Genomic DNA, 20,651 nt, shown 5'->3' on the forward strand with positions numbered 1-20,651 from the left:
CGCGTTCGTGCGTCCGGCGGATGCGATCAGGTGCGGCGTGCGACGAAGCTGAATGAGGACGCCTTGTCCTTGGCCAGCGCGTCCGAGAAGCTCACCGCGATGTCGCGCAGCTCGGTGAACGTGGCGGTCTTGCTGGTCGGGTGGTGCGCGTCCAGGTTGTCCTTGACCAGCCCGTACCAGCGGATCACCTCCGCGTTCGAGGGCAGCACGCGCTGGTCGAGCACCGCGAAGCCGTGGCGCTCAAGCACCTGCTTCACGCCGTCGGGCGTCTTGCGGTAGCCCGACGCGGCGCGGTCGACCTTGTCCGGGATGTGCGACTTGTAGGTCGCCAGGTCCACCTTGTAGAGGCTTTCCGAAATGATGACCGTGCCGCCCGTGCGCATGCGTGCCGACAGCGAGGCCATGGCCTGCTCCAGCACCTCGGGCGTGAAGTGGATCAGGCTGCCGCGCAGGATGGCCAGGTCGTAGGGCACCTGCGCATCGGGCAGCTCGCCGATGTCCTTGGCGTTGCACTGGTACAGCCGCACGCGGTCGGCCAGGCCCTCGTGCGCGATGAGTTCGCGCGCGCACTCCAGCTGCGGCCGGCTCACGTTCACGCCGTCGATGCGCGCGCACTGCGGGTAGCGCTGCGCAATGAACTTCAGCACCGGACCCCAGCCGCAGCCGATGTCGATCGCGCGGCGCACGGTGGCCGGCGAGAGGTCGGCGCCGGCCTGCTCGGCGAGCTCGAACTGGTGCTCCATGTGGCGCCGGCCGGAGGCGTCGAGCGGGAGGTCGTGCGGGTCCATCTTGTCGTCGAACACGCCGTACTGGTACCAGAGCTCGTTGCCGATCGCCTTGCGCCACTGGTCGGGCGTGTCGGCATAGACCTGCTCGATCTTGTCCTGGTAGTGGTCGAGGCTGCGGCTGTGGATGACGTCGATGCCGACGGCTTGCGCGGATGCTTGCATGGTGTGGGCGCTCCTGGTGGGGAAAATTCAGAGGCGTCGCGCGATGACGCTGTAGGTCGAGAACTTGTCCTTGATCAGCGCGACCGAGAGGCTGACCGCCATCACGCGCAGCTCTTCCAGCGGCGGCGGGATGGTGTCGGGCGTGAAGTTCTTCTCGATGTTTTCCTTCACGTCGGTGAACCAGCGCGCCACGTCGATGTTGCGCGGGAGCACGCGCATGTCTTCGACTGCGAAACCGCTGTCTTCGAGCACGCGGCGGAAGTAGGCCGGCGTCTTGCGGTGCTTGCAGGCGAGGCGGTCGACCTCGTCCTCGATGTCGGAGCGGTAGTTGTCCAGCGGGATGTTGTAGAGGTTGTCGGAGATGACGACCTTGGCGCCCGGGCGCATGCGCGCGGCCACCTGCTTCATCGAGCGTTCGTACAGGTCGTTCGGAAAGTGCGAGATGACGCCGCGGATCGTCACTAGGTCGTAGGGCGTGTCGGGGTTGGGCAGCAGGGCGACGTCCTGCGCGTCGCACAGGTACAGGTTCACGCGGTCGCTCAGGTGCTGCTGGGCGTGGTAGCGGGCGCAGTGCGCGAGCTGCGTCTCGCTGATGTTGATGCCGTCGAGCTGGCGGCATTGCGGAAAGTGCTCCGCGAGGTAGCGCAGGCCGAAGCCCCAGCCGCAGCCCACGTCGAGGATGCGCCGGATGGGGAAGGGCGGCGGCTCGTCCAGGCCCGCGATTTCCATCTGCTGGTCGAAGTAGCGCAGGCCGGATTCGTTGAGCGAGATCGGCGGCACCGAGCGCGGGTCGTCGTAGACGCCGAACTGGAACATCAGGTCCTCGCCGATGGCCTTGCGCCAGTCCTCGGGGTCGTCCTGGTAGGTGTACTCGACCTTGGCGTGGTACGGGTTGGCCTCGGCACCCCGGATCACTTGAAGCGAAGGCGGGGCGGGCGCGTCGATGCGGCGTGCGGTGGCTGTGCTCATCGGGTTCTCCTGTGGCTGGCGGTCACGGTGGGTTTCAGGAAACGAGGCTCATGCGAGCCGTGCGGAACGCGGGGGCGTTGGCATCGAAGAACGCCTGGATCGACTGCACCAGCCCGTCGGCATCCAGGCCGTGGGCTGCAAGCAATCGGGCGCAGTCGCCGTGCTCGACGAACTGGTCGGGCAGGCCGAGTTGCAGCGACGGAATCAGCACGCCCTGCGCGGCCAGCGATTCGAGGCAGGCCGCGCCGGCGCCGCCCATCACGCAGCCTTCTTCGACGGTGACCAGCACGTCGTGGGTCTCGGCGAGCGAGAGCACCAGGTCGGCATCGAGCGGCTTGACGAAGCGCATGTTGGCGACCGTGGCGTCGAGCCGTTCGGCGGCGGCCAGGCTGGGCGCGACCATGGTGCCGAAGGCCAGGATGGCGATGCGTGCGCCCATCGGCTGCGTCGATTCGCGCCGCACCTGGCCGCGGCCGATGTGCAGCGGCTGCAGCGCGCGCACGGGCAGCGCGCCGGGCCCGCCGCCGCGCGGGTAGCGCACGGCGGCCGGGCCGTCGTGGCGCAGGGCGGTGTGCAGCATCTGGCGGCACTCGTCCTCGTCGGACGCGGCCATCACGACCATGTTCGGAATGCAGCGCAGGTAGGCGACGTCGAAGGCGCCCATGTGCGTCGCGCCGTCGGCGCCGACGATGCCGGCGCGGTCGACCGCGAACACGACCGGCAGGTTCTGCAAGGCCACGTCGTGGACCAGCTGGTCGTAGGCGCGCTGCAGGAAGGTCGAGTAGATGGCGACCACGGGCCGCATCCCCGCCGCCGCGAGGCCCGCGGCGAAGGTCACGGCGTGCTGCTCGGCGATGCCGACGTCGAAGTAGCGCTCGGGAAAGCGCCGCTCGAAGTCCATCAGCGCCGAGCCCTCGCGCATGGCCGGCGTGATGGCGACCACGCGCGCATCGGCCTCGGCCTCGTCGCAGAGCCAGTCGCTGAAGACCTGGGCGTAGGTCGGCTTGGCGGGGGCGGCTGCCGGGGCGGTCTTGATGCCGGCGGCGGGGTCGAACTTGCCGGGGCCGTGGTACAGGACCGGGTCCTGCTCGGCCGGGCGGTAGCCGTGGCCCTTCTGCGTGACGATGTGCAGCAGCTGCGGACCCGGCTGCGCCTGCAACTTCTGCAGGGCCGGGATCAGCGCGCCCAGGTCGTGGCCGTCGATGGGGCCGGTGTAGTGGAAGCCGAACTGCTCGAACAGGGTGGCGGGCGACAGGCCGAGCTCCGAGGGCTCGCAGGGGGCCAGCGCCGGGCGCATGGCGCGCAATCTTTGCCGGCTGGCTTCATTGGCGCTGGCATAGGCGCGTTCTGAAATCAATCCGCCCAGATAAAGGCGTAGCATGCCGACTGGTGGTGAAATCGACATGTCGTTGTCGTTCAATATCACCAATAAGCGGCCGCAGGCCTGCGTATTGTTCATGGCCTCGAAAGCCATGCCGGCGCTCAAGGCCCCGTCGCCGATCACCGCAATGGCGTGGTCGGTCGAATTGGAAATGCGGGCGGCCTGTGCAAATCCCAGGGCGGCGGAAATGGAGGTGCTGGAATGCGCGGTGCCGAAATGATCGTGCTCGGATTCGGCGCGCCTCGGAAATCCGGAAATACCACCGAATTGGCGCAAGGTGGGCATGGCCTGGCGCCGGCCGGTCAGGATTTTGTGGGCGTAGCTCTGGTGGCCGACGTCCCAGACGATGCGGTCGCGCGGGGTGTCGAACACGTAGTGCAGGGCGACCGTCAGCTCGACCGTGCCCAGATTGGAGGCGAAGTGGCCGCCCGTGCGCGACACGCTGTCGACGATGAAGGATCGCAATTCATCCGCAAGGCCCGGCAATTGCGCAATGCCGAGCTGGCGCAGCGAATGGGGCGAATCGATGGCTTCGAGCAGGGCATGCATTCCTGTTTCTCCGTGAGATGGAAACGCGCGGGCCGTGGCGACTGAATTTTTTATGCGATGCGGTACTGGCTAATTTCGGACAAAACAATGCCTTGGAAATTGACGGTTCAATTTCCTTGTCAAAGCCTCCGAGGGAACCTGAAAGCGCGTCGGCTCCGGGTTTTTAATTCCGGGTCGGGCGAAATCAGGAAGTCAGCGTAGGGGATGGATTTGGCACGCGCAAGCGAATGCGGCTGCAAATTTTTTGATACCCAGGGTTATTTACCCCCGAGGTCTTAATCAGTTTTTTGGATGGCGCGGCGCGCGCGCACGACCGCCGCGGCCGTTCGAAAACGGCCGTGGTGCGAGGTCAGGGGGGAGAGGAGGGAGGGGGCGCCGACGCCCGCGCATGGCGGGCGATCGGGCGGTGCCGTCAGACGCCGGCGGCGTGCGCCTGCTGGTCGGCGTGGTAGCTGGAGCGCACCATCGCGCCCACGGCCGCGTGGCTGAAGCCCATCTTGTAGGCCTCTTCCTCGAACATCTTGAAGGTGTCGGGGTGCACGTAGCGGCGCACCGGCAGGTGCGAGCCCGACGGCGACAGGTACTGGCCGATGGTCAGCATGTCGATGTCGTGGGCGCGCATGTCGCGCATCACCTGCAGGATCTCTTCGTCGGTTTCGCCCAGGCCGACCATGATGCCGCTCTTGGTCGGCACGTTGGGGTGCAGCGCCTTGAACTTCTTCAGCAGGTTCAGGCTGAACTGGTAGTCGCTGCCCGGGCGCGCTTCCTTGTACAGGCGCGGCGCGGTTTCCAGGTTGTGGTTCATCACGTCGGGCGGCGCGGCCTTGAGGATTTCCAGTGCGCGGTCGTCGCGGCCGCGGAAGTCGGGCACCAGGATCTCGATCTGCGTCATCGGCGAGAGCTCGCGGATGTTGCTGATGCAGTCGACGAAGTGCTGGCTGCCGCCGTCGCGCAGGTCGTCGCGGTCGACGCTGGTGATCACCACGTACTTCAGGCGCAGCTTGGCGATGGTCTTGGCCAGGTTGAGCGGCTCGTCCTTGTCCAGCGGGTCGGGGCGGCCGTGGCCCACGTCGCAGAACGGGCAGCGGCGCGTGCACTTGTCGCCCATGATCATGAAGGTGGCCGTGCCGTTGCCGAAGCATTCGCCGATGTTCGGGCACGAGGCTTCTTCGCAGACCGTGTGCAGGTTGCTCTCGCGCAGGATCTGCTTGATCTCGTAGAAGCGCGTGGTCGGGCTGCCGGCCTTGACGCGGATCCACTCGGGCTTCTTGAGCACTTCGCCGGTCTGCACCACCTTGACGGGGATGCGCGAGAGCTTGGCCGCGGCCTTCTGCTTGGCCAGCGGGTTGTAGGTTTCGGCGCTCTGGGCGTCGCGGACGACTTCGGTGGTGCTCATTGGTGTGTCAAGGAGCCAGGAAAGCCCCGAGCTTTTGGCTCAGCACTTTGGCGGCTTCTTCCCATGTGGTTTGGACGCCGATTGTAGAAAGGTCGACCGTTTGCAGCCCCGCGTAGCCGCAAGGGTTGATGCGCGAGAAGGGTTCGAGGTCCATCGCGACATTGAGCGACACACCGTGGTAAGTGGCGTGGCGGCTCACCTTGATGCCCAGCGCGGCGATCTTGCCCAGGCCCCGGAACGGGTCGGCGCCGGGCATCGGGCCGGTGAGGGCGGCGTGCGAGAACGGGTCGTCCAGGCGCACATAGATGCCCGGCGCGCCGGCCACGCGGTGGCCCGTCACGCCGAAGTGGGCGAGCGTGCGCAGCACCGATTCCTCGATGCGGTAGACGTATTCCTTGACGTAGTAGCCCGCGCGCCGCAGGTCGATGAGCGGGTAGGCCACCACCTGGCCCGGGCCGTGGAAGGTGACCTGCCCGCCCCGGTCGGTCTGCACGACCGGGATCGGGCCGGGGGCCAGGATGTGGTCAGTCTTGCCCGCCAGCCCCTGCGTGAACACGGGGTCGTGCTCGCAGATCCATAGCGCGTCGGGCGTCTCGGGCGTGCGCTCCTGCGTGAAGCGCTGCATCGCCGCATAGGTGGCGAGGTAGTCGGCCCGGCCGAGCCACTGCGCTTCGAGGGGCGTCAAAGAACGACTTTCACCATCGGGTGCGCGGACAGGGCGCGGTAGAGGTCGTCGAGCTGTTCGCGGCTGGTGGCGGTGACGGTGATGGTCACGCCCAGGTAGTTGCCGGCCTTGCTGTCGCGCAGCTCGACCGTGGTGGCATCGAAGGCCGGGTCGAAGCGCTCGGCGATCTGCGTGATGGCGTGCACGAAGCCGTCGACCTTCGCGCCCATCACCTTGATGGGGAACTGCGAGGGGTACTCGATCAGCGATTCCTTGCGCGGATCGGGGATCGATGCGGTGTCGGTAGGGGTCGTTGTGTCGGTCATGCGGTGGCTCCTGGCGCGTCGGCGTTGCGTTGCTTGGCCTGTTGGTAGGCGGCATACAAGCTTTGGTAGATGGGGCCGGGATGGCCATTGCCAATGGCCTGGCCGTCGAGTGTGACGACGGGCAACACTTCCTTGGTGGCCGAGGACAGCAGCAGCTCGTCGGCGCCGAACACCTCGTCGCGCGACACGCGCCGCAGTGCGAAGGGAATGCCGCTGTCCTGGCACAGGCGCTCGAGCAGGCCGTAGCGGATGCCGGTCAGCACGAGGTTGTCCTTGGGCGGGCCGATGAGCGTGCCGTCCTTCACGATCCACACGTTGCTCGACGAGGCCTCGCTGAGCCAGTCGCCGCGGAACATCACGGTCTCGGTCGCGCCGGCTTCGACGCTGATCTGCCGTGCGAGCACCGCGCCCAGCAGGCTGGTGCTCTTGATGTGGGCCTTCTGCCAGCGGAAGTCGTCGGCGGTGACGCAGGCCACGCCCTTGGCGCGCACCGCATCCGCCACCGGCGGCAGGGGGTTCACCATCGCGAACACGGTGGGACGCAGGCCGCGCACCATCACGTGGTCGCGCGGCGCCACGCCGCGCGAGACCTGGAAGTAGATCGCCTGCGGTGCCTTGCCCTGCGGTGCGGCAAGCTGCATTGCAATGGCGCGCCATTCGTCGCGGGTGTAGGGGTTGTCGATCTGCAGCTCGGCCAGCGAGCGCTCGAGGCGCGCGATGTGTTCATCGAAGCAGAAGGGCGCGCCGAAGTAGACGGGGATCACTTCGTAGATGCCGTCGCCGAAGATGAAGCCGCGGTCGAGGACGCTGATCTTCGCGTCGCGCAGCGGGGTGAATTCGCCGTTGAGAAAGCACGGCGTGTCGGGCAGTGCCGAGGTGATGTCTTGCATCCGCAAATTATGGGCGGACGCCACACTCGGTGCAGAACTGTCGACGAAGTGTCACGTTATGGCGGGACCCCGCTAGGTTTTACTTATAATCAATGGCTTTGTAAAATTCTCCGGGGACAAACACGGGGTGCATTCGAATGACAACCAACGCCCCTGTCCCTGAGGTTGACGCCGAAGAATCCGATTTCAAGCCACTCACGGCCGAAGAGGCCCAGAAGTTGCGCGAGCAAAACCCCGAGCTGTCACCCTGGTGGGTGATCGCAGCCCAAGTGGCTGCAGGCGTGGTGGTAGCTTGCCTGGCGTGGATCTGGACGGCGCGATCCGAGGCTGCAATCTCGGCGTTTTACGGAGCCATGACAGTAGCGATTCCCGCGGCCTTGTTTGTCCGCGGTGTCCGGCGCAAACCGGGCATGCCGTCGCAGGCTGTCATGTTGAGGTTTTTTGTGTGGGAGATGATCAAGATCGCGCTGACCGTTGCCTTGCTGGCCGCGGCGCCGTGGCTGATCGGGGGGCTCGTCTGGCTGGCCATGGTGGCTGGCGTGGTGGTCGCCATGAAGATGTACTGGGTGGCACTGCTGGTGCGGCCCAAATTTTTGAACCGGATTTGACTGTTTTGGAAGAGAGACGCTGAAAGATGGCCGCCGAAGGACACGCCCCGACCGCGAGTGAATACATCGTTCACCACCTCCAGCACTGGCAAGTCGACTGGAGCCTCAAGCCCGTCGTTCAATCCGCCATTGTTGACTTCAACGTCATCAACCTCGACTCGGTGCTCTACGCGCTGATCATCGGCGCATTGGGCTGCTTCGTGCTGTGGCTGGCTGCCCGCAAGGCAACGCCCGGCGTGCCCGGCCGTTTCCAGGCGGCGGTCGAGATCCTGGTCGAGATGGTCGACAACCAGGCCAAGGCCAACGTGCACAACGCCGCGAGCCGCAAGTTCATCGCCCCGCTGGCACTCACCGTGTTCGTCTGGATCTTCCTGCTGAACGCGATGGACATGCTGCCGGTCGACCTGCTGCCGGCCATCTGGACCCAGGTCTACTCGGCACTGGGCCACGATCCGCACCACGCCTACATGCGTGCCGTGCCGACCGCCGACCTCTCGACCACGCTCGGTCTTTCCACTTCCGTGCTGCTCCTGTGCCTCTTCTACAGCGTCAAGGTCAAGGGCCTGGGCGGCTGGGGCCACGAGCTGATCACCGCGCCCTTCGGTGCCCACCCTCTGCTGTGGCCCGTCAACCTGCTGATGCAGGTCATCGAGTACCTGGCCAAGACGGTCTCGCACGGCATGCGGTTGTTCGGCAACATGTATGCGGGCGAGCTCGTCTTCATGCTCATCGCCCTCATGGGCGGTGCCATGGCGGCCTCGTTCTCCGGTGTGATGCTGCCCATCGGGCACATCATTGCCGGCACCGTCTGGGCGATCTTCCACATCCTGGTGATCACGCTGCAGGCTTTCATCTTCATGATGCTGACCCTGATCTATCTGGGCCAGGCGCATGAGGCGCATTGAGTTTCCCTTTTTCTTTTCGTTTGCTTTAAATCTGTTCTAAGGAGTCATCATGGAAAACATTCTCGGTCTCGTCGCTCTCGCTTGTGGTCTGATCGTCGGTCTCGGCGCCATCGGTGCTTCCATCGGCATCGCGCTGATGGGTGGCAAGTTCCTGGAATCGTCGGCCCGTCAACCTGAGCTCATGAACGACCTGCAGACCAAGATGTTCATCTTGGCTGGTCTGATCGACGCGGCCTTCCTGATCGGCGTGGCCATCGCCCTGCTGTTCGCCTTCGCCAACCCGTTCGCCGCGACCCTGCTGGCCAACCTGCCCAAGTAAGCCGGTTCAACGCCACTCCAGAAAGGTGTTGCCGTGAGTATCAACGCGACCCTGTTCGTTCAGGCCATCGTCTTCCTGCTGCTGGTGCTGTTCACGATGAAATTCGTGTGGCCGCCCATCGCGAAGGCTTTGGATGAACGCGCACAAAAGATCGCTGCGGGCCTGGCGGCCGCCGAGAAGGCCAAGGCTGAACTCGCTTCCGCCAACCAGCGCGTCGAGCAGGAACTGGTTCAGTCTCGCAACGAGACCACCAGCCGCCTGGCCGATGCCGAGCGCCGCGCCCAGCAGATCATCGAAGAGGCCAAGGGCCGTGCAACGGTGGAGGCCAACAAGATCGTGGCCGACGCGCACGCCGAAGCCGAACAGCAGTCCGTGCGTGCCCGTGAAGCCCTGCGTGAGCAGGTTGCTGCGCTGGCCGTCAAGGGTGCCGAGCAGATTCTCCGCAAGGAAGTCAACGCCGGTGTCCACGCCGACCTGCTCCAGCGCCTGAAGACCGAGCTCTGAGGACGATATGGCCGAACTTGCGACCATTGCCCGCCCCTACGCGGACGCGCTCTTCGGGGCTACTTCGAGCGACCTCGAAGGCACGGCCGGATGGATCGGCCAGCTGGCCGCCATCACTGCCGATCCGCAGCTCCTGCAGTTCGCTGCCGACCCGAAGGTGTCGCCGGAACAGATCTTCGATCTGATCTCCGGTCTGCTGCCGCAAGCCTTGCCGGACACCGGCAAGAACTTCCTGCGCACGGTGATCGACAACGGCCGGCTTGCTGCATTGCCTGAAGTCGCGGCCCAGTACCGCGAGCTCAAGAACGCCAAGGGCGGCACGGCCGACGCGGTGATCTACAGCGCCTTCCCGATCGACGCGGCGAGCCTCGCCGAGGTCGCCGTGGCACTGCAGCGCCGTTTCGGTCGCCCGCTGAACACGCGTGTGGAATCCGATCCTTCGCTGATCGGCGGCATCCGTGTGGTGGTGGGGGACGAAGTCCTCGACACCTCCGTCAAGGCGCGTCTCGAACAAATGAAAGCAGCGCTCACCGCCTGAGGCGGCGAGCCGCGGTTGGCCCTATTTATTGAAAGAAGGAAAGAGTCATGCAACTCAATCCCGCAGAAATTTCCGAACTGATCAAGAGCCGCATCGAAGGCCTTGGCGTCAGCGCCGACATCCGCAACCAGGGCACCGTGGTCTCGGTGACCGACGGCATCGTGCGCGTGCACGGCCTGTCGGACGCGATGCAAGGCGAAATGCTGGAATTCCCGCCCACGGCTGACGGCACGCCGTCGTTCGGCCTGGCGCTGAACCTCGAGCGCGACTCGGTCGGCGCCGTGATTCTGGGCGAGTACGAGCACATCTCCGAAGGCGACACCGTCAAGTGCACGGGCCGCATCCTGGAAGTGCCCGTGGGCCCCGAGCTCATCGGCCGCGTGGTGAACGCACTGGGCCAGCCGATCGACGGCAAGGGTCCGATCAACGCCAAGATGACCGACGTGATCGAAAAGGTCGCTCCCGGCGTGATCGCACGGAAGTCCGTGGACCAGCCGATGCAGACCGGCCTGAAGTCGATCGACTCGATGGTGCCCGTCGGCCGTGGCCAGCGCGAGCTGATCATCGGCGACCGCCAGACCGGCAAGACCGCCGTGGCGATCGACGCGATCATCAACCAGAAGGGTCAGAACATGACCTGCGTCTACGTTGCGATCGGCCAGAAGGCTTCGTCGATCAAGAACGTGGTGCGCTCGCTGGAACAAGCCGGCGCGATGGACTACACCATCGTGGTGGCCGCATCGGCCTCCGAATCGGCTGCCATGCAGTACGTGTCGGCCTACTCGGGCTGCACGATGGGCGAGTACTTCCGCGACCGCGGCCAGGACGCCCTGATCGTCTATGACGACCTGTCCAAGCAAGCCGTGGCCTACCGTCAGGTGTCGCTGCTGCTGCGCCGCCCGCCAGGCCGCGAAGCCTACCCCGGCGACGTGTTCTATCTCCACAGCCGTCTGCTCGAGCGCGCAGCCCGCGTGAACGCCGACTACGTCGAAGCCTTCACCAAGGGTGAAGTCAAGGGCAAGACCGGTTCGCTGACGGCACTGCCGATCATCGAAACGCAAGCCGGCGACGTGTCCGCCTTCGTTCCGACCAACGTGATCTCGATCACCGACGGCCAGATCTTCCTGGAAACCAGCCTGTTCAACGCCGGCATCCGTCCCGCCATCAACGCCGGTATCTCGGTGTCGCGCGTGGGTTCGTCGGCGCAGACCAACCTGATCAAGAACCAGTCGGGCGGTATCCGTACCGACCTGGCCCAGTACCGTGAACTGGCCGCGTTCGCGCAGTTCGCTTCCGACCTCGACGAAGCGACCCGCAAGCAACTCGACCGCGGTGCGCGCGTGACGGAACTGCTCAAGCAGACCCAGTACAGCCCGCTGCCGATCTCGCTGATGAATGCCACGCTGTTCGCAGTGAACAAGGGCTTCATGGACGACATCGACGTCAAGAAGGTGCTCCCGTTCGAACACGGCTTCCACCAGCTGCTGAAGACGAGCCACGCCGCCCTGCTCGAAACCATGGAAAAGCATGGTGCCAAGTGGGACGTCAAGCCGGCCAAGCCGGACGACAGCGCAGAAAAGCAGGCCTTCAAGAAGGTGTGCCAGGACGCCGAAGCCGAACTGCTGGCAGCAGCCACCTCGTTCAAGAAGTCGTTCGCCTGAGCGACCTTTTGACCGACGCAAGAAGGAGCTCATATGGCAGCTGGTAAGGAAATCCGCGGCAAGATCAAATCGGTGGAGAACACCAAGAAGATCACCAAGGCCATGGAAATGGTCTCGGTTTCCAAGATGCGCAAGGCGCAAGAGCGCATGCGTGCCGCACGCCCCTACAGCGAGAAGATCCGCAACATCGCGGCGAACCTTGGCAAGGCGAATCCCGAGTACACGCACGCCTTCATGAAGAAGAACGACGCCAAGGCGATCGGCTTCATCATCGTGACGAGCGACAAGGGCCTGTGCGGTGGCTTGAACACCAACCTGCTGCGCGCCGTGACGGCCAAGCTGCGCGAAGCGCAGTCGGCCGGCGTGGCGATCGAGTCGGTCGCCATCGGCAGCAAGGGCCTGGGCTTCCTGAACCGCATCGGTGCCCGCGTGGTGGCGCACGTCACCCACCTGGGTGACACGCCGCATCTGGACAAGCTCATCGGCCCGGTCAAGACGCTGCTGGACGCTTACGCGGAAGGCAAGCTCTCGGCCGTGTACCTGTGCTACACGAAGTTCATCAACACGATCAAGCAGGAGCCGCTCGTCGAGCAGCTGCTGCCGCTGGCCGCAGACTCGCTGCAAGTCGAGGAAGGCCAGCACTCGTGGGACTACATCTACGAGCCCGATGCGCAAAGCGTGATCGACGAGCTGCTGGTCCGCTATGTCGAGTCGCTGGTCTACCAGGGCGTGGCAGAAAACATGGCGTCCGAGCATTCGGCGCGGATGGTGGCCATGAAGGCTGCCACCGACAACGCAGGCAATGTGATCAGCGAGCTGAAGCTGGTCTACAACAAGACCCGCCAGGCCGGCATCACCAAGGAGCTCTCGGAAATCGTTTCGGGCGCTGCGGCGGCCGCCGGTGTCTGAGCCCTTCGGACCTCAACAGATTTAAATTTTTATCGGAGCAGACATGGCTCAAGCAGAAGCAGTTCAAGGCAAGATCGTTCAGTGTATTGGCGCTGTGGTCGACGTGGAATTCCCGCGCGACAAGATGCCCAAGATCTACGACGCCCTCAAGTTCGAAGGCAGCGCACTGACGCTCGAAGTCCAGCAGCAGCTCGGCGACGGCGTGGTCCGCACGATTGCGCTGGGTTCTTCCGACGGCCTGCGCCGCGGCCTGATCGTGACCAACACGCAAGCCCCCATCACCGTGCCCGTGGGCAAGGCGACGCTGGGCCGCATCATGGACGTGCTGGGCGCGCCCATCGACGAGCGTGGTCCGGTCGACCAGACGCTGACCGCCTCCATCCACCGCAAGGCCCCCGCGTACGACGAACTGTCGCCGTCGCAGGACCTGCTGGAAACCGGCATCAAGGTGATCGACTTGGTGTGCCCGTTCGCCAAGGGCGGCAAGGTGGGCCTGTTCGGTGGTGCCGGCGTGGGCAAGACCGTGAACATGATGGAACTCATCAACAACATCGCCAAGGCCCACTCGGGTCTGTCGGTGTTCGCCGGTGTGGGTGAACGTACCCGTGAAGGCAACGACTTCTATCACGAGATGGCCGACTCCGGCGTCGTGAATCTCGAGAAGCTCGAAGACTCCAAGGTCGCCATGGTCTACGGCCAGATGAACGAGCCCCCGGGCAACCGTCTGCGCGTGGCCCTGACCGGCCTGACCATCGCCGAGTCGTTCCGCGACGAAGGCCGTGACGTGCTGTTCTTCGTGGACAACATCTACCGCTACACGCTGGCCGGTACCGAAGTGTCGGCACTGCTGGGCCGTATGCCTTCCGCCGTGGGCTACCAGCCGACGCTGGCCGAGGAAATGGGCCGCCTGCAAGAGCGGATCACGTCGACCAAGGTCGGCTCGATCACCTCGATCCAGGCCGTGTACGTCCCTGCCGACGACTTGACCGACCCGTCGCCTGCCACGACCTTCGCCCACTTGGACTCGACCGTGGTGCTGTCGCGTGACATCGCTTCGCTGGGTATCTACCCCGCCGTGGACCCGCTGGACTCGACCTCGCGCCAGCTCGACCCGAACGTGGTCGGCGAAGAGCACTACAACGTGGCCCGCGCCGTGCAAGGCACGCTGCAGCGCTACAAGGAACTGCGCGACATCATCGCGATTCTGGGCATGGACGAACTGGCTCCCGACGACAAGCTCGCCGTGGCCCGCGCCCGCAAGATCCAGCGTTTCCTGTCGCAGCCGTTCCACGTGGCCGAAGTGTTCACGGGTTCGCCGGGCAAGTACGTGCCGCTGTCGGAAACCATCCGCGGCTTCAAGATGATCGTGAACGGCGAAGCCGACCACCTGCCGGAACAAGCGTTCTACATGGTCGGCACCATCGACGAAGCGTTCGAAAAAGCCAAGAAGGTCGCCTAAGGCGGCATAGGAACTCAGATGGCCAACACCATTCACGTCGACGTGGTCAGCGCGGAAGAGTCGATCTTCTCGGGCGAAGCCACGTTCGTCGCGCTGCCCGGTGAAGCCGGTGAGCTCGGCATCTATCCGCGCCACACGCCACTGATCACGCGCATCCGCCCTGGTGCCGTGCGCATCGAAACGGCCGACGGCGGTGAAGAGTTCGTCTTCGTGGCCGGTGGCATTCTCGAAGTGCAGCCCGACGCCGTCACCGTGCTGTCCGACACCGCGATCCGCGGCAAGGACCTCGACGACGAGAAGGCCAACCACGCCAAGGCGGCCGCCGAGGAAGCGCTGAAGAACGCGAAGAGCGACATCGACATCGCGATGGCGCAGTCGGAACTGGCCGTGATGGCTGCGCAGATCGCTGCGCTGCGCAAGTACCGCCAGAAGAAGTAAATCAACGCCGCTGCCTTCGGGCAGATGCAACGAGAAAGCCGCCTCCGGGCGGCTTTTTTTCGTCCACCTTTTCCAGGTTGCGGGTAAGTTTGATTTGAATTAGGTCTAAGTTAAGCCTTGCCCGGCTGAAGATGCCCTCCTAGTATTCGCCTTCGCCCGGCGGCCGATCACCTGATCGTTCGACCGGCGCCTTTCCAAAAAGAGCGGAGACAAACGCGTGGCACCCTGGAGCGGCATCACGACCGACGAAATGCGGTTGCTGGAATCGACCTTCTGGTCGGCCGGCGGCTCTCGCCATGCCATGGCCGAGCAGCTGGGCTTCTCCAAGAGCAAGGCCAACGCGCTCATCGCCGGCCTGGTCGACCAGGGCCTGCTGGCCGAGGCCGGCCTGCAGCGCTCCTCGGGTGGGCGGCGCGCCGAAAACCTCCAGCTCAATGCCGAACTCGGCGTGCTCGTTGGCATCGACATCGGCGCCACCAGCCTCGATGTTGCGGTGCTGCGCCCCGACCTCACGGTGCTCGCCCAGCACGAGGAAGCGGCCGACGTGCGCGAAGGTCCGGCCGTGGTGCTGGCGCGCGTGCGGGTGCTGATGCGCGAACTGCTGGCCCGTTGCGGGCAGGGCCCACGGAACGTGCTGGGCATCGGCATCGGCGTGCCCGGCCCCGTCAACTTCGAGATCGGCCAGCTCGTGAACCCGCCGCTGATGCCGGCCTGGGACAGCTTCTCGATCCGCGACTACCTGCGCGAGGACTACGCCGCGCCCGTGTTCGTCGACAACGACGTCAACCTGATGGCGCTCGGCGAGCTGTGGCGGCTGCGGCGCTCGCTCTCCAATTTCCTCGTCATCAAGATCGGCACCGGCATCGGCTGCGGCATCGTCTGCCACGGCGAGGTGTACCGCGGCGCGGCCGGCTCGGCCGGCGACGTGGGCCACATCTGCGTCGACCAGGAAGGCCCGCGCTGCCATTGCGGCAACCTGGGTTGCGTCGAGGCGATGGCGGCGGGCCCCGCGATCACGCGCATGGCGATGCAGGCGGCCGAAGCCGGCGAAAGCGCGACGCTCGCCGAATGCCTGCGCACGCGCGGGCGCATCGATGCCTTCGACGTGGGGCAGGCCAGCCGCGGCGGCGACCCTGCGGCCAACGCCATCATCCAGCGCGCCGGCAGCCTCATCGGCCAGATGCTCGCGTCGGTCGTCAACTTCTTCAATCCCTCGCACGTGTTCATCGGCGGCGGCATCACGCGCATCGGGCCGCTGTTTCTCGCGGCCGTGCGCCAGAGCGTCTACCAGCGCTCGCTCGCGCTGTCGACGCGGCACCTCGAAATCCAGTACACACCGCTGGGCACGCAGGGCGGCCTCGTCGGCGCGGGCGTGCTGGCGATGCAGGAAACGCTCAAGGCCCGCGGGGTGGCGCCATGACGAACGCCGTGGCAACCAAGGGCAGCGTGGCCGTCGAGTTCGACGGCGTGGTGAAGGCCTTCGGCCCCGTGCAGGTGCTGCACGGCGTGAGCTTTGCGCTCGCGCCGGGGCGCGTGTACGGTCTGCTCGGCGAGAACGGCGCGGGCAAGTCCACGTTGATGAAGATCCTGTCGGGCTACGAGTCGCTGACCGGCGGCATCTTGCGCATCAACGGCCAGCCGCAAAGCTTCACGAGCTCGCGCGATGCCGAGGCGCTGGGCATCGTGCTCATCCACCAGGAGTTCAACCTCGCCGAAGACCTCAGCGTGGCGCAGAACATCTTCCTGGGCCACGAGAAGAAAAAAGGCTGGCTGCTCGACGACGCCGCGATGGAGCGCGATGCCGCCGCCGCGCTCGCCGCCGTCGGCCTGGCCATCGACCCGCGCACCAAGGTGCGTCGCCTCATCGTCGCCGAGAAGCAGCTCGTCGAGATCGCGAAAGCCATCGCCCGCCGTGCGCGCCTGCTCGTCATGGACGAGCCCACCGCCACGCTCACGCCCGGCGAGACCGAGCGCCTGTTCAAGCTCATCGCCCAGCTGCGCGCCGACGGCGTGACCATCGTCTACATCTCGCACAAGCTCGACGAGGTGGAGCAGGTCACCGACGAGGTGATCGTGATGCGCGACGGCCGCTTCGTGGCGCGCGCACCCACGCCCGAGGTCTCGCGCCAGCAGATGGCCAACCTCATGGTGGGTCGCGAACTCGCCGACCTGTACCCGCCGCGCGACCTCGTCGTGGCCGCCGACAAGCCCGCCCTGCGCGTGCGCAACTTCAGCGTGCCCGGCTGGGCGCAGGACGCGAGCTTCGAGGTGCGCCCCGGCGAGATCCTCGGCTTCGCGGGCCTCGTCGGCGCGGGCCGCACCGAACTGTTCGAAGGCCTGCTCGGGCTGCGCCCCGCCAGCGGCACCGTCGAGATGCGCGGCGAGCCCGTGCCCCACGGCAAGGGCTGGCGCAACCCGCGCGATGCCGCGAAACACGGCCTCACCTACCTCAGCGAAGACCGCAAGGGCAAGGGCCTGCACGTGCACTTCGGCCTGCGCCAGAACCTCACGCTGATGGCGCTCGAGCGCTACGCGCAGCCCTGGCTGAAGCCCGACGCGGAGCGCGCGGCGCTCGGCGAGGCGGTGAAGGACTACGGCATCCGCACCGGCTCGCTCGACGTGCGGGCCTCGTCGCTGTCGGGCGGCAACCAGCAGAAGCTCGCGCTCGCCAAGGTGCTGCAGCCGCAGCCCAAGGTGGTGGTGCTGGACGAGCCCACACGCGGCGTGGACATCGGCGCCAAGCGCGACATCTATTTCCTGATCCAGCGACTCGCCCGCGAAGGCCTCGCGGTGATCGTCGTCTCGTCCGAGCTGATGGAGCTGATTGGCCTGTGCCACCGCGTCGCGGTGATGCGCGCGGGTCGGCTCGTTGCCACGCTGGACGCGACCCACCTGACTGAAGAGGAGCTCATCGCTCATGCCACCGGAACTGCAGACACCTCCACCGCAGCCTGAAGCGGCCGTCACCGCGGCAGCAGCGCATCGCAGCGAGGCCAAGCCGCGCTGGACCGAGCGCCTGCACGGCCTCGGCCCGATCATCGGCCTCGTGCTGCTGTGCATCGCGGGCACGCTGCTCAACGGCGACTTCGCGACCGTCGACAACGCGATGAACGTGCTCACGCGCACCGCCTTCATCGGCATCATCGCGGTGGGCATGTGCTTCGTGATCATCTCGGGCGGCATCGACCTGTCGGTGGGCTCGATGGCCGCGCTCATCGCGGGCAGCGTGATCATGTTCATCAACTGGGCCGGCCCCGCCTCGGGCTCGCCGCTGATGGCGGTGATGATGGGCGCGGTGCTCGCCGTGGTGCTGGGCGCGCTGTTCGGCCTGGCGCACGGCCTGCTCATCACCAAGGGCCGCATCGAGCCCTTCATCGTGACGCTGGGCACGCTGGGCATCTTCCGCGCGTACCTCACGTACTTTGCCGACGGCGGTGCGCTCACGCTCGACAACGAGCTGTCTGATCTCTACGCGCCCGTGTACTACGCGAGCCTTGCGGGCATCCCGGTGCCGGTGTGGGTGTTCGTGATCGTCGCGATCATCGGCGGCGTCATCCTGAATCGCACGGCCTACGGACGCTATGTGCAGGCCATCGGTTCCAACGAGCAGGTGGCGCGCTACGCGGCCGTGGATGTCGACCGCGTGAAGATCCTCACCTACGTGCTGCTCGGCGTGTGCGTCGGCATTGCCACGCTGCTGTACGTGCCGCGCCTGGGCTCGGCCTCGCCGACCACGGGCCTGCTGTGGGAGCTCGAAGCCATTGCCGCGGTGATCGTCGGCGGCACCGCGTTGAAGGGCGGCGCGGGCAGCATCACCGGCACGGTGGTGGGCGCGATCCTGCTCTCGGTCATCAGCAACATCCTGAACCTCACCAGCATCATCAGCGTGTACCTCAACGCAGCCGTCCAGGGCTTTGTGATCATCGTCGTCGCGTTCCTGCAGCGCGGGCGCCGCTAGTTTTTCGTTGTTCGTTCGTTCCGTTCCCGTTCCACCACCAAAGAGGAGACATCCAGCATGACGACTTTCACCCGACGCCTCGCGCTCACGGCGGTTGCCACCGCAGCGTTCGCCGCCAGCCTGCCCGCGCTTGCCGCGGACAAGGTCAACCTCGGCGTGTCGATTCCCGCGGCCACGCACAGCTTCATGGGCGGCATCAACTACTGGGCCAACCAGGCGAAGAAGGACCTCGAGAAGCAGCATAAGGACCTGATGATCACGATCAAGACCGCAGCCAATGCGCCCGAGCAGGCCAACCAGCTGCAGGACCTGTCGACGGTCACCAAGATCAACGCGCTCGTCGTGTTCCCCTTTGAATCGGCCGCACTGACCAAGCCGGTCGCGCAGGTCAAGGCCAAGGGCGCGTACGTCACCGTGGTCGACCGCGGCTTGACCGACACCAGCGCGCAGGACGCGTATGTCGCCGGCGACAACACGGCCTTCGGCAAGATCCCGGCCGAGTACATCGTGAAGCAGCTCGGCGGCAAGGGCAATGTGGTGGCTCTGCGCGGCATCGCGACCACGCTCGACAACGAGCGCATGGACGCCTTCAACGCGGTGCTCAAGGGCAGCCCCGACATCAAGCTGCTCGACGCCAAGTACGCCAACTGGAACCGCGACGACGCCTTCAAGGTCACGCAGGACTACCTGACGCGCTTCAAGCAGATCGACGCCATCTGGGCCGCCGACGACGACATGGCCGTGGGCGTGCTCAAGGCCATCTCGCAGGCCAAGCGCGACGACATCAAGATCGTGTTCGGCGGCGCCGGCGCCAAGGACATGGTCAAGACCATCATGGACGGCAAGGACAAGCGCATCACGGCCGACGTGAGCTACTCGCCCAAGTTCATCTACGACGCGATCAAGCTCACGGCCGAGGCACGCCTGAAGGGCGAGAAGCTGCCGGCGACCACGATCATTCCGTCGGTGCTGATCACCAAAGAGAACGCGAAAGATTTCTACCATCCCAATTCGCCGTTCTAAGGTGACCGAGATCGCTGCACGTCCCCTGCGCTGCGCCATGGTCGGCGGCGGTCGCGACGCCTTCATCGGCGCCGTGCACCGCAAGGCCATGGCGCTCGACGGCCAGATCGCGCTGGTCGCCGGCGCGCTGTCGTCGAGTCCGGACAAGGCGCGCGCCTCGGGCCGCGACCTCGGCCTGGCCGACGACCGCAACCACGGCGACTGGCAGGCGCTGCTGGCCGACGAGCTGAAGCGCCCGGCCGATGAGCGCATCGACTTCGTCTCGATCGTCACGCCCAACCACGTGCACTACCCGGTGGCGCAGGCCTTCGCCGAGGCGGGCTTCCATGTGGTGTGCGACAAGCCGCTGGTGCACACGCGCGCGCAGGCCGATGCGCTGGTCGCCACCGTGGCGAAGCAGGGCACGGTGTTCGGCGTGACCTACAACTACACCGGCTACCCGATGGTGCGGCAGGCGCGCGAGATGGTGCGCACGGGCCAGATCGGCGAGGTCCGCAAGGTCGTCGTCGAATACAACCAGGGCTGGCTCGCCAGTCACGTGGAAGCCGCGGGCGGCAACAAGCAGGCCGACTGGCGCACCGACCCCGCGCGCAGCGGTGCGGCCGGCGCCATCGGCGACATCGGCTCGCACGCCGAGAACCTCGTGGCCACCGTCACCGGCCTGGAGATCGAGAGCCTGTGCGCCGACCTCGGCGCGCTGGTGCCGGGCCGCCTGCTCGACGACGACGGCAGCCTGCTGCTGCGCTTCCAGGGCGGCGCGCGCGGCGTGCTGGTGGCCTCGCAGATCAACACCGGGCTGGAGAACGACCTGCGCCTGCGCGTCTCCGGCACGCTGGGCTCGCTCGAATGGCGCCAGGAACAGCCGAGCCAGCTCGTGCACCTGCCGCACGACGGGCCCCGGCGCGTGCTCACGCGCGGCGCGCCCTGGCTGTGCGAGTCGGCGCGGCGCGCGAGCCGCCTGCCGGCCGGTCATCCCGAAGGCTTCATCGAGGCGTTTGCGAACGTTTATGCGGGCGTGGCGGCGGACATCCGCGCGCGGCTCGCGGGGCAGGTGGCCGATCCGCTGGCGGCGGACTATCCGCGCGTGGAAGACGGGGCGCGCGGCGTGCGCTTCATCGAGCGCACGGTGGCGTCGGCTGGAAGCGAATTAAAGTGGACGCCCTGGTAGCCGCGCACGGGCCTCGTTGAAACGAGGCGAGGCTGC

The 20,651-nt window shown here is 66.1% G+C and carries 21 protein-coding genes; 14 read left to right on the forward strand and 7 right to left on the reverse strand.

Translation table 11 applies throughout. The annotated features are described in order from the left end of the window. Nucleotides 1-26: 26 nt before the first annotated feature. The 7 genes from AC1RAA_RS29685 to AC1RAA_RS29715 all read right to left on the reverse strand — a co-directional run bounded on the left by AC1RAA_RS29685 (nt 27) and on the right by AC1RAA_RS29715 (nt 7,125). Nucleotides 27-950 (reverse strand): SAM-dependent methyltransferase, encoded by a 924-nt coding sequence (locus AC1RAA_RS29685; RefSeq protein ID WP_492732602.1) that lies wholly within the window; start codon nt 948-950, stop codon nt 27-29. Between the two features lie 27 nt (nt 951-977). After that, nucleotides 978-1,919: an SAM-dependent methyltransferase gene (locus AC1RAA_RS29690; RefSeq protein WP_492732604.1), complete on the reverse strand. Its 942-nt coding sequence runs from the start codon at nt 1,917-1,919 to the stop codon at nt 978-980. A gap of 34 nt (nt 1,920-1,953) precedes the next feature. Continuing rightward, entirely contained in the window at nt 1,954-3,849 is a 1,896-nt protein-coding gene (dxs, locus tag AC1RAA_RS29695) for a 1-deoxy-D-xylulose-5-phosphate synthase (protein ID WP_492732606.1), read from the reverse strand. Nucleotides 3,850-4,261: 412 nt separating this feature from the next. Beyond that, nucleotides 4,262-5,245, reverse strand: a complete 984-nt coding sequence (lipA, locus tag AC1RAA_RS29700; RefSeq protein ID WP_062480166.1) for a lipoyl synthase — start codon at nt 5,243-5,245, stop codon at nt 4,262-4,264. A 7-nt stretch (nt 5,246-5,252) separates the two neighbouring features. Beyond that, nucleotides 5,253-5,930 (reverse strand): lipoyl(octanoyl) transferase LipB, encoded by a 678-nt coding sequence (lipB, locus tag AC1RAA_RS29705; RefSeq protein ID WP_062480168.1) that lies wholly within the window; start codon nt 5,928-5,930, stop codon nt 5,253-5,255. After that, nucleotides 5,927-6,235: a YbeD family protein gene (locus tag AC1RAA_RS29710; protein ID WP_070063793.1), complete on the reverse strand. Its 309-nt coding sequence runs from the start codon at nt 6,233-6,235 to the stop codon at nt 5,927-5,929. The genes lipB and AC1RAA_RS29710 overlap by 4 nt, the downstream gene beginning before the upstream one ends. Beyond that, entirely contained in the window at nt 6,232-7,125 is an 894-nt protein-coding gene (locus AC1RAA_RS29715) for a D-amino acid aminotransferase (protein ID WP_447747575.1), read from the reverse strand. Before AC1RAA_RS29715 ends, AC1RAA_RS29710 begins: the two co-directional genes overlap by 4 nt. A 137-nt stretch (nt 7,126-7,262) precedes the next feature. Between AC1RAA_RS29715 and AC1RAA_RS29720 the strand changes: the two genes are divergently transcribed. The 14 genes from AC1RAA_RS29720 (at nt 7,263) to AC1RAA_RS29785 (ending at nt 20,615) form a co-directional block, all read left to right on the forward strand. Further along, the gene (locus AC1RAA_RS29720; protein ID WP_056576477.1) at nt 7,263-7,733 is read left to right on the forward strand and encodes an ATP synthase subunit I; all 471 of its coding nucleotides are present in this window, start codon (nt 7,263-7,265) and stop codon (nt 7,731-7,733) included. A 26-nt stretch (nt 7,734-7,759) separates the two neighbouring features. Further along, nucleotides 7,760-8,638, forward strand: coding sequence for a F0F1 ATP synthase subunit A (atpB, locus tag AC1RAA_RS29725; RefSeq protein ID WP_062480174.1), 879 nt, complete (start codon nt 7,760-7,762; stop codon nt 8,636-8,638). A 49-nt stretch (nt 8,639-8,687) separates the two neighbouring features. Then, entirely contained in the window at nt 8,688-8,957 is a 270-nt protein-coding gene (gene atpE / locus AC1RAA_RS29730) for a F0F1 ATP synthase subunit C (protein ID WP_056576471.1), read from the forward strand. A 33-nt stretch (nt 8,958-8,990) separates the two neighbouring features. Further along, the gene (locus AC1RAA_RS29735; protein WP_062480176.1) at nt 8,991-9,461 is read left to right on the forward strand and encodes a F0F1 ATP synthase subunit B; all 471 of its coding nucleotides are present in this window, start codon (nt 8,991-8,993) and stop codon (nt 9,459-9,461) included. A gap of 7 nt (nt 9,462-9,468) precedes the next feature. After that, a complete protein-coding gene (locus AC1RAA_RS29740) occupies nt 9,469-9,999 on the forward strand; it encodes a F0F1 ATP synthase subunit delta (protein WP_062480178.1) in 531 nt (176 codons plus the stop codon). 47 nt (nt 10,000-10,046) lie between these two features. Next, nucleotides 10,047-11,660, forward strand: coding sequence for a F0F1 ATP synthase subunit alpha (atpA, locus tag AC1RAA_RS29745; protein WP_062480180.1), 1,614 nt, complete (start codon nt 10,047-10,049; stop codon nt 11,658-11,660). A 33-nt stretch (nt 11,661-11,693) separates the two neighbouring features. Further along, nucleotides 11,694-12,569: a F0F1 ATP synthase subunit gamma gene (gene atpG, locus AC1RAA_RS29750; RefSeq protein WP_062480182.1), complete on the forward strand. Its 876-nt coding sequence runs from the start codon at nt 11,694-11,696 to the stop codon at nt 12,567-12,569. Nucleotides 12,570-12,612: 43 nt separating this feature from the next. Next, nucleotides 12,613-14,028 (forward strand): F0F1 ATP synthase subunit beta, encoded by a 1,416-nt coding sequence (gene atpD, locus AC1RAA_RS29755; RefSeq protein ID WP_062480184.1) that lies wholly within the window; start codon nt 12,613-12,615, stop codon nt 14,026-14,028. An 18-nt stretch (nt 14,029-14,046) separates the two neighbouring features. Next, complete coding sequence (locus tag AC1RAA_RS29760; protein WP_489062057.1) at nt 14,047-14,466, forward strand: F0F1 ATP synthase subunit epsilon; 420 nt, start codon at nt 14,047-14,049, stop codon at nt 14,464-14,466. Between the two features lie 250 nt (nt 14,467-14,716). Beyond that, nucleotides 14,717-15,886 (forward strand): ROK family protein, encoded by a 1,170-nt coding sequence (locus tag AC1RAA_RS29765; RefSeq protein ID WP_139705568.1) that lies wholly within the window; start codon nt 14,717-14,719, stop codon nt 15,884-15,886. Beyond that, nucleotides 15,883-17,421 carry a sugar ABC transporter ATP-binding protein gene (locus tag AC1RAA_RS29770; protein ID WP_492732609.1) on the forward strand — a complete coding sequence of 513 codons (1,539 nt, stop codon included), beginning with the start codon at nt 15,883-15,885 and terminating at the stop codon, nt 17,419-17,421. Before AC1RAA_RS29765 ends, AC1RAA_RS29770 begins: the two co-directional genes overlap by 4 nt. Further along, entirely contained in the window at nt 17,384-18,424 is a 1,041-nt protein-coding gene (locus AC1RAA_RS29775) for an ABC transporter permease (RefSeq protein WP_492732611.1), read from the forward strand. The genes AC1RAA_RS29770 and AC1RAA_RS29775 overlap by 38 nt, the downstream gene beginning before the upstream one ends. Before the next feature lie 57 nt (nt 18,425-18,481). Further along, nucleotides 18,482-19,447: a substrate-binding domain-containing protein gene (locus tag AC1RAA_RS29780; protein WP_492732612.1), complete on the forward strand. Its 966-nt coding sequence runs from the start codon at nt 18,482-18,484 to the stop codon at nt 19,445-19,447. A gap of 37 nt (nt 19,448-19,484) precedes the next feature. Then, complete coding sequence (locus tag AC1RAA_RS29785; RefSeq protein WP_492732683.1) at nt 19,485-20,615, forward strand: Gfo/Idh/MocA family protein; 1,131 nt, start codon at nt 19,485-19,487, stop codon at nt 20,613-20,615. Nucleotides 20,616-20,651 lie beyond the last annotated feature (36 nt).

The organism is Variovorax sp. GW823-FHT04F07, from assembly GCF_058795995.1.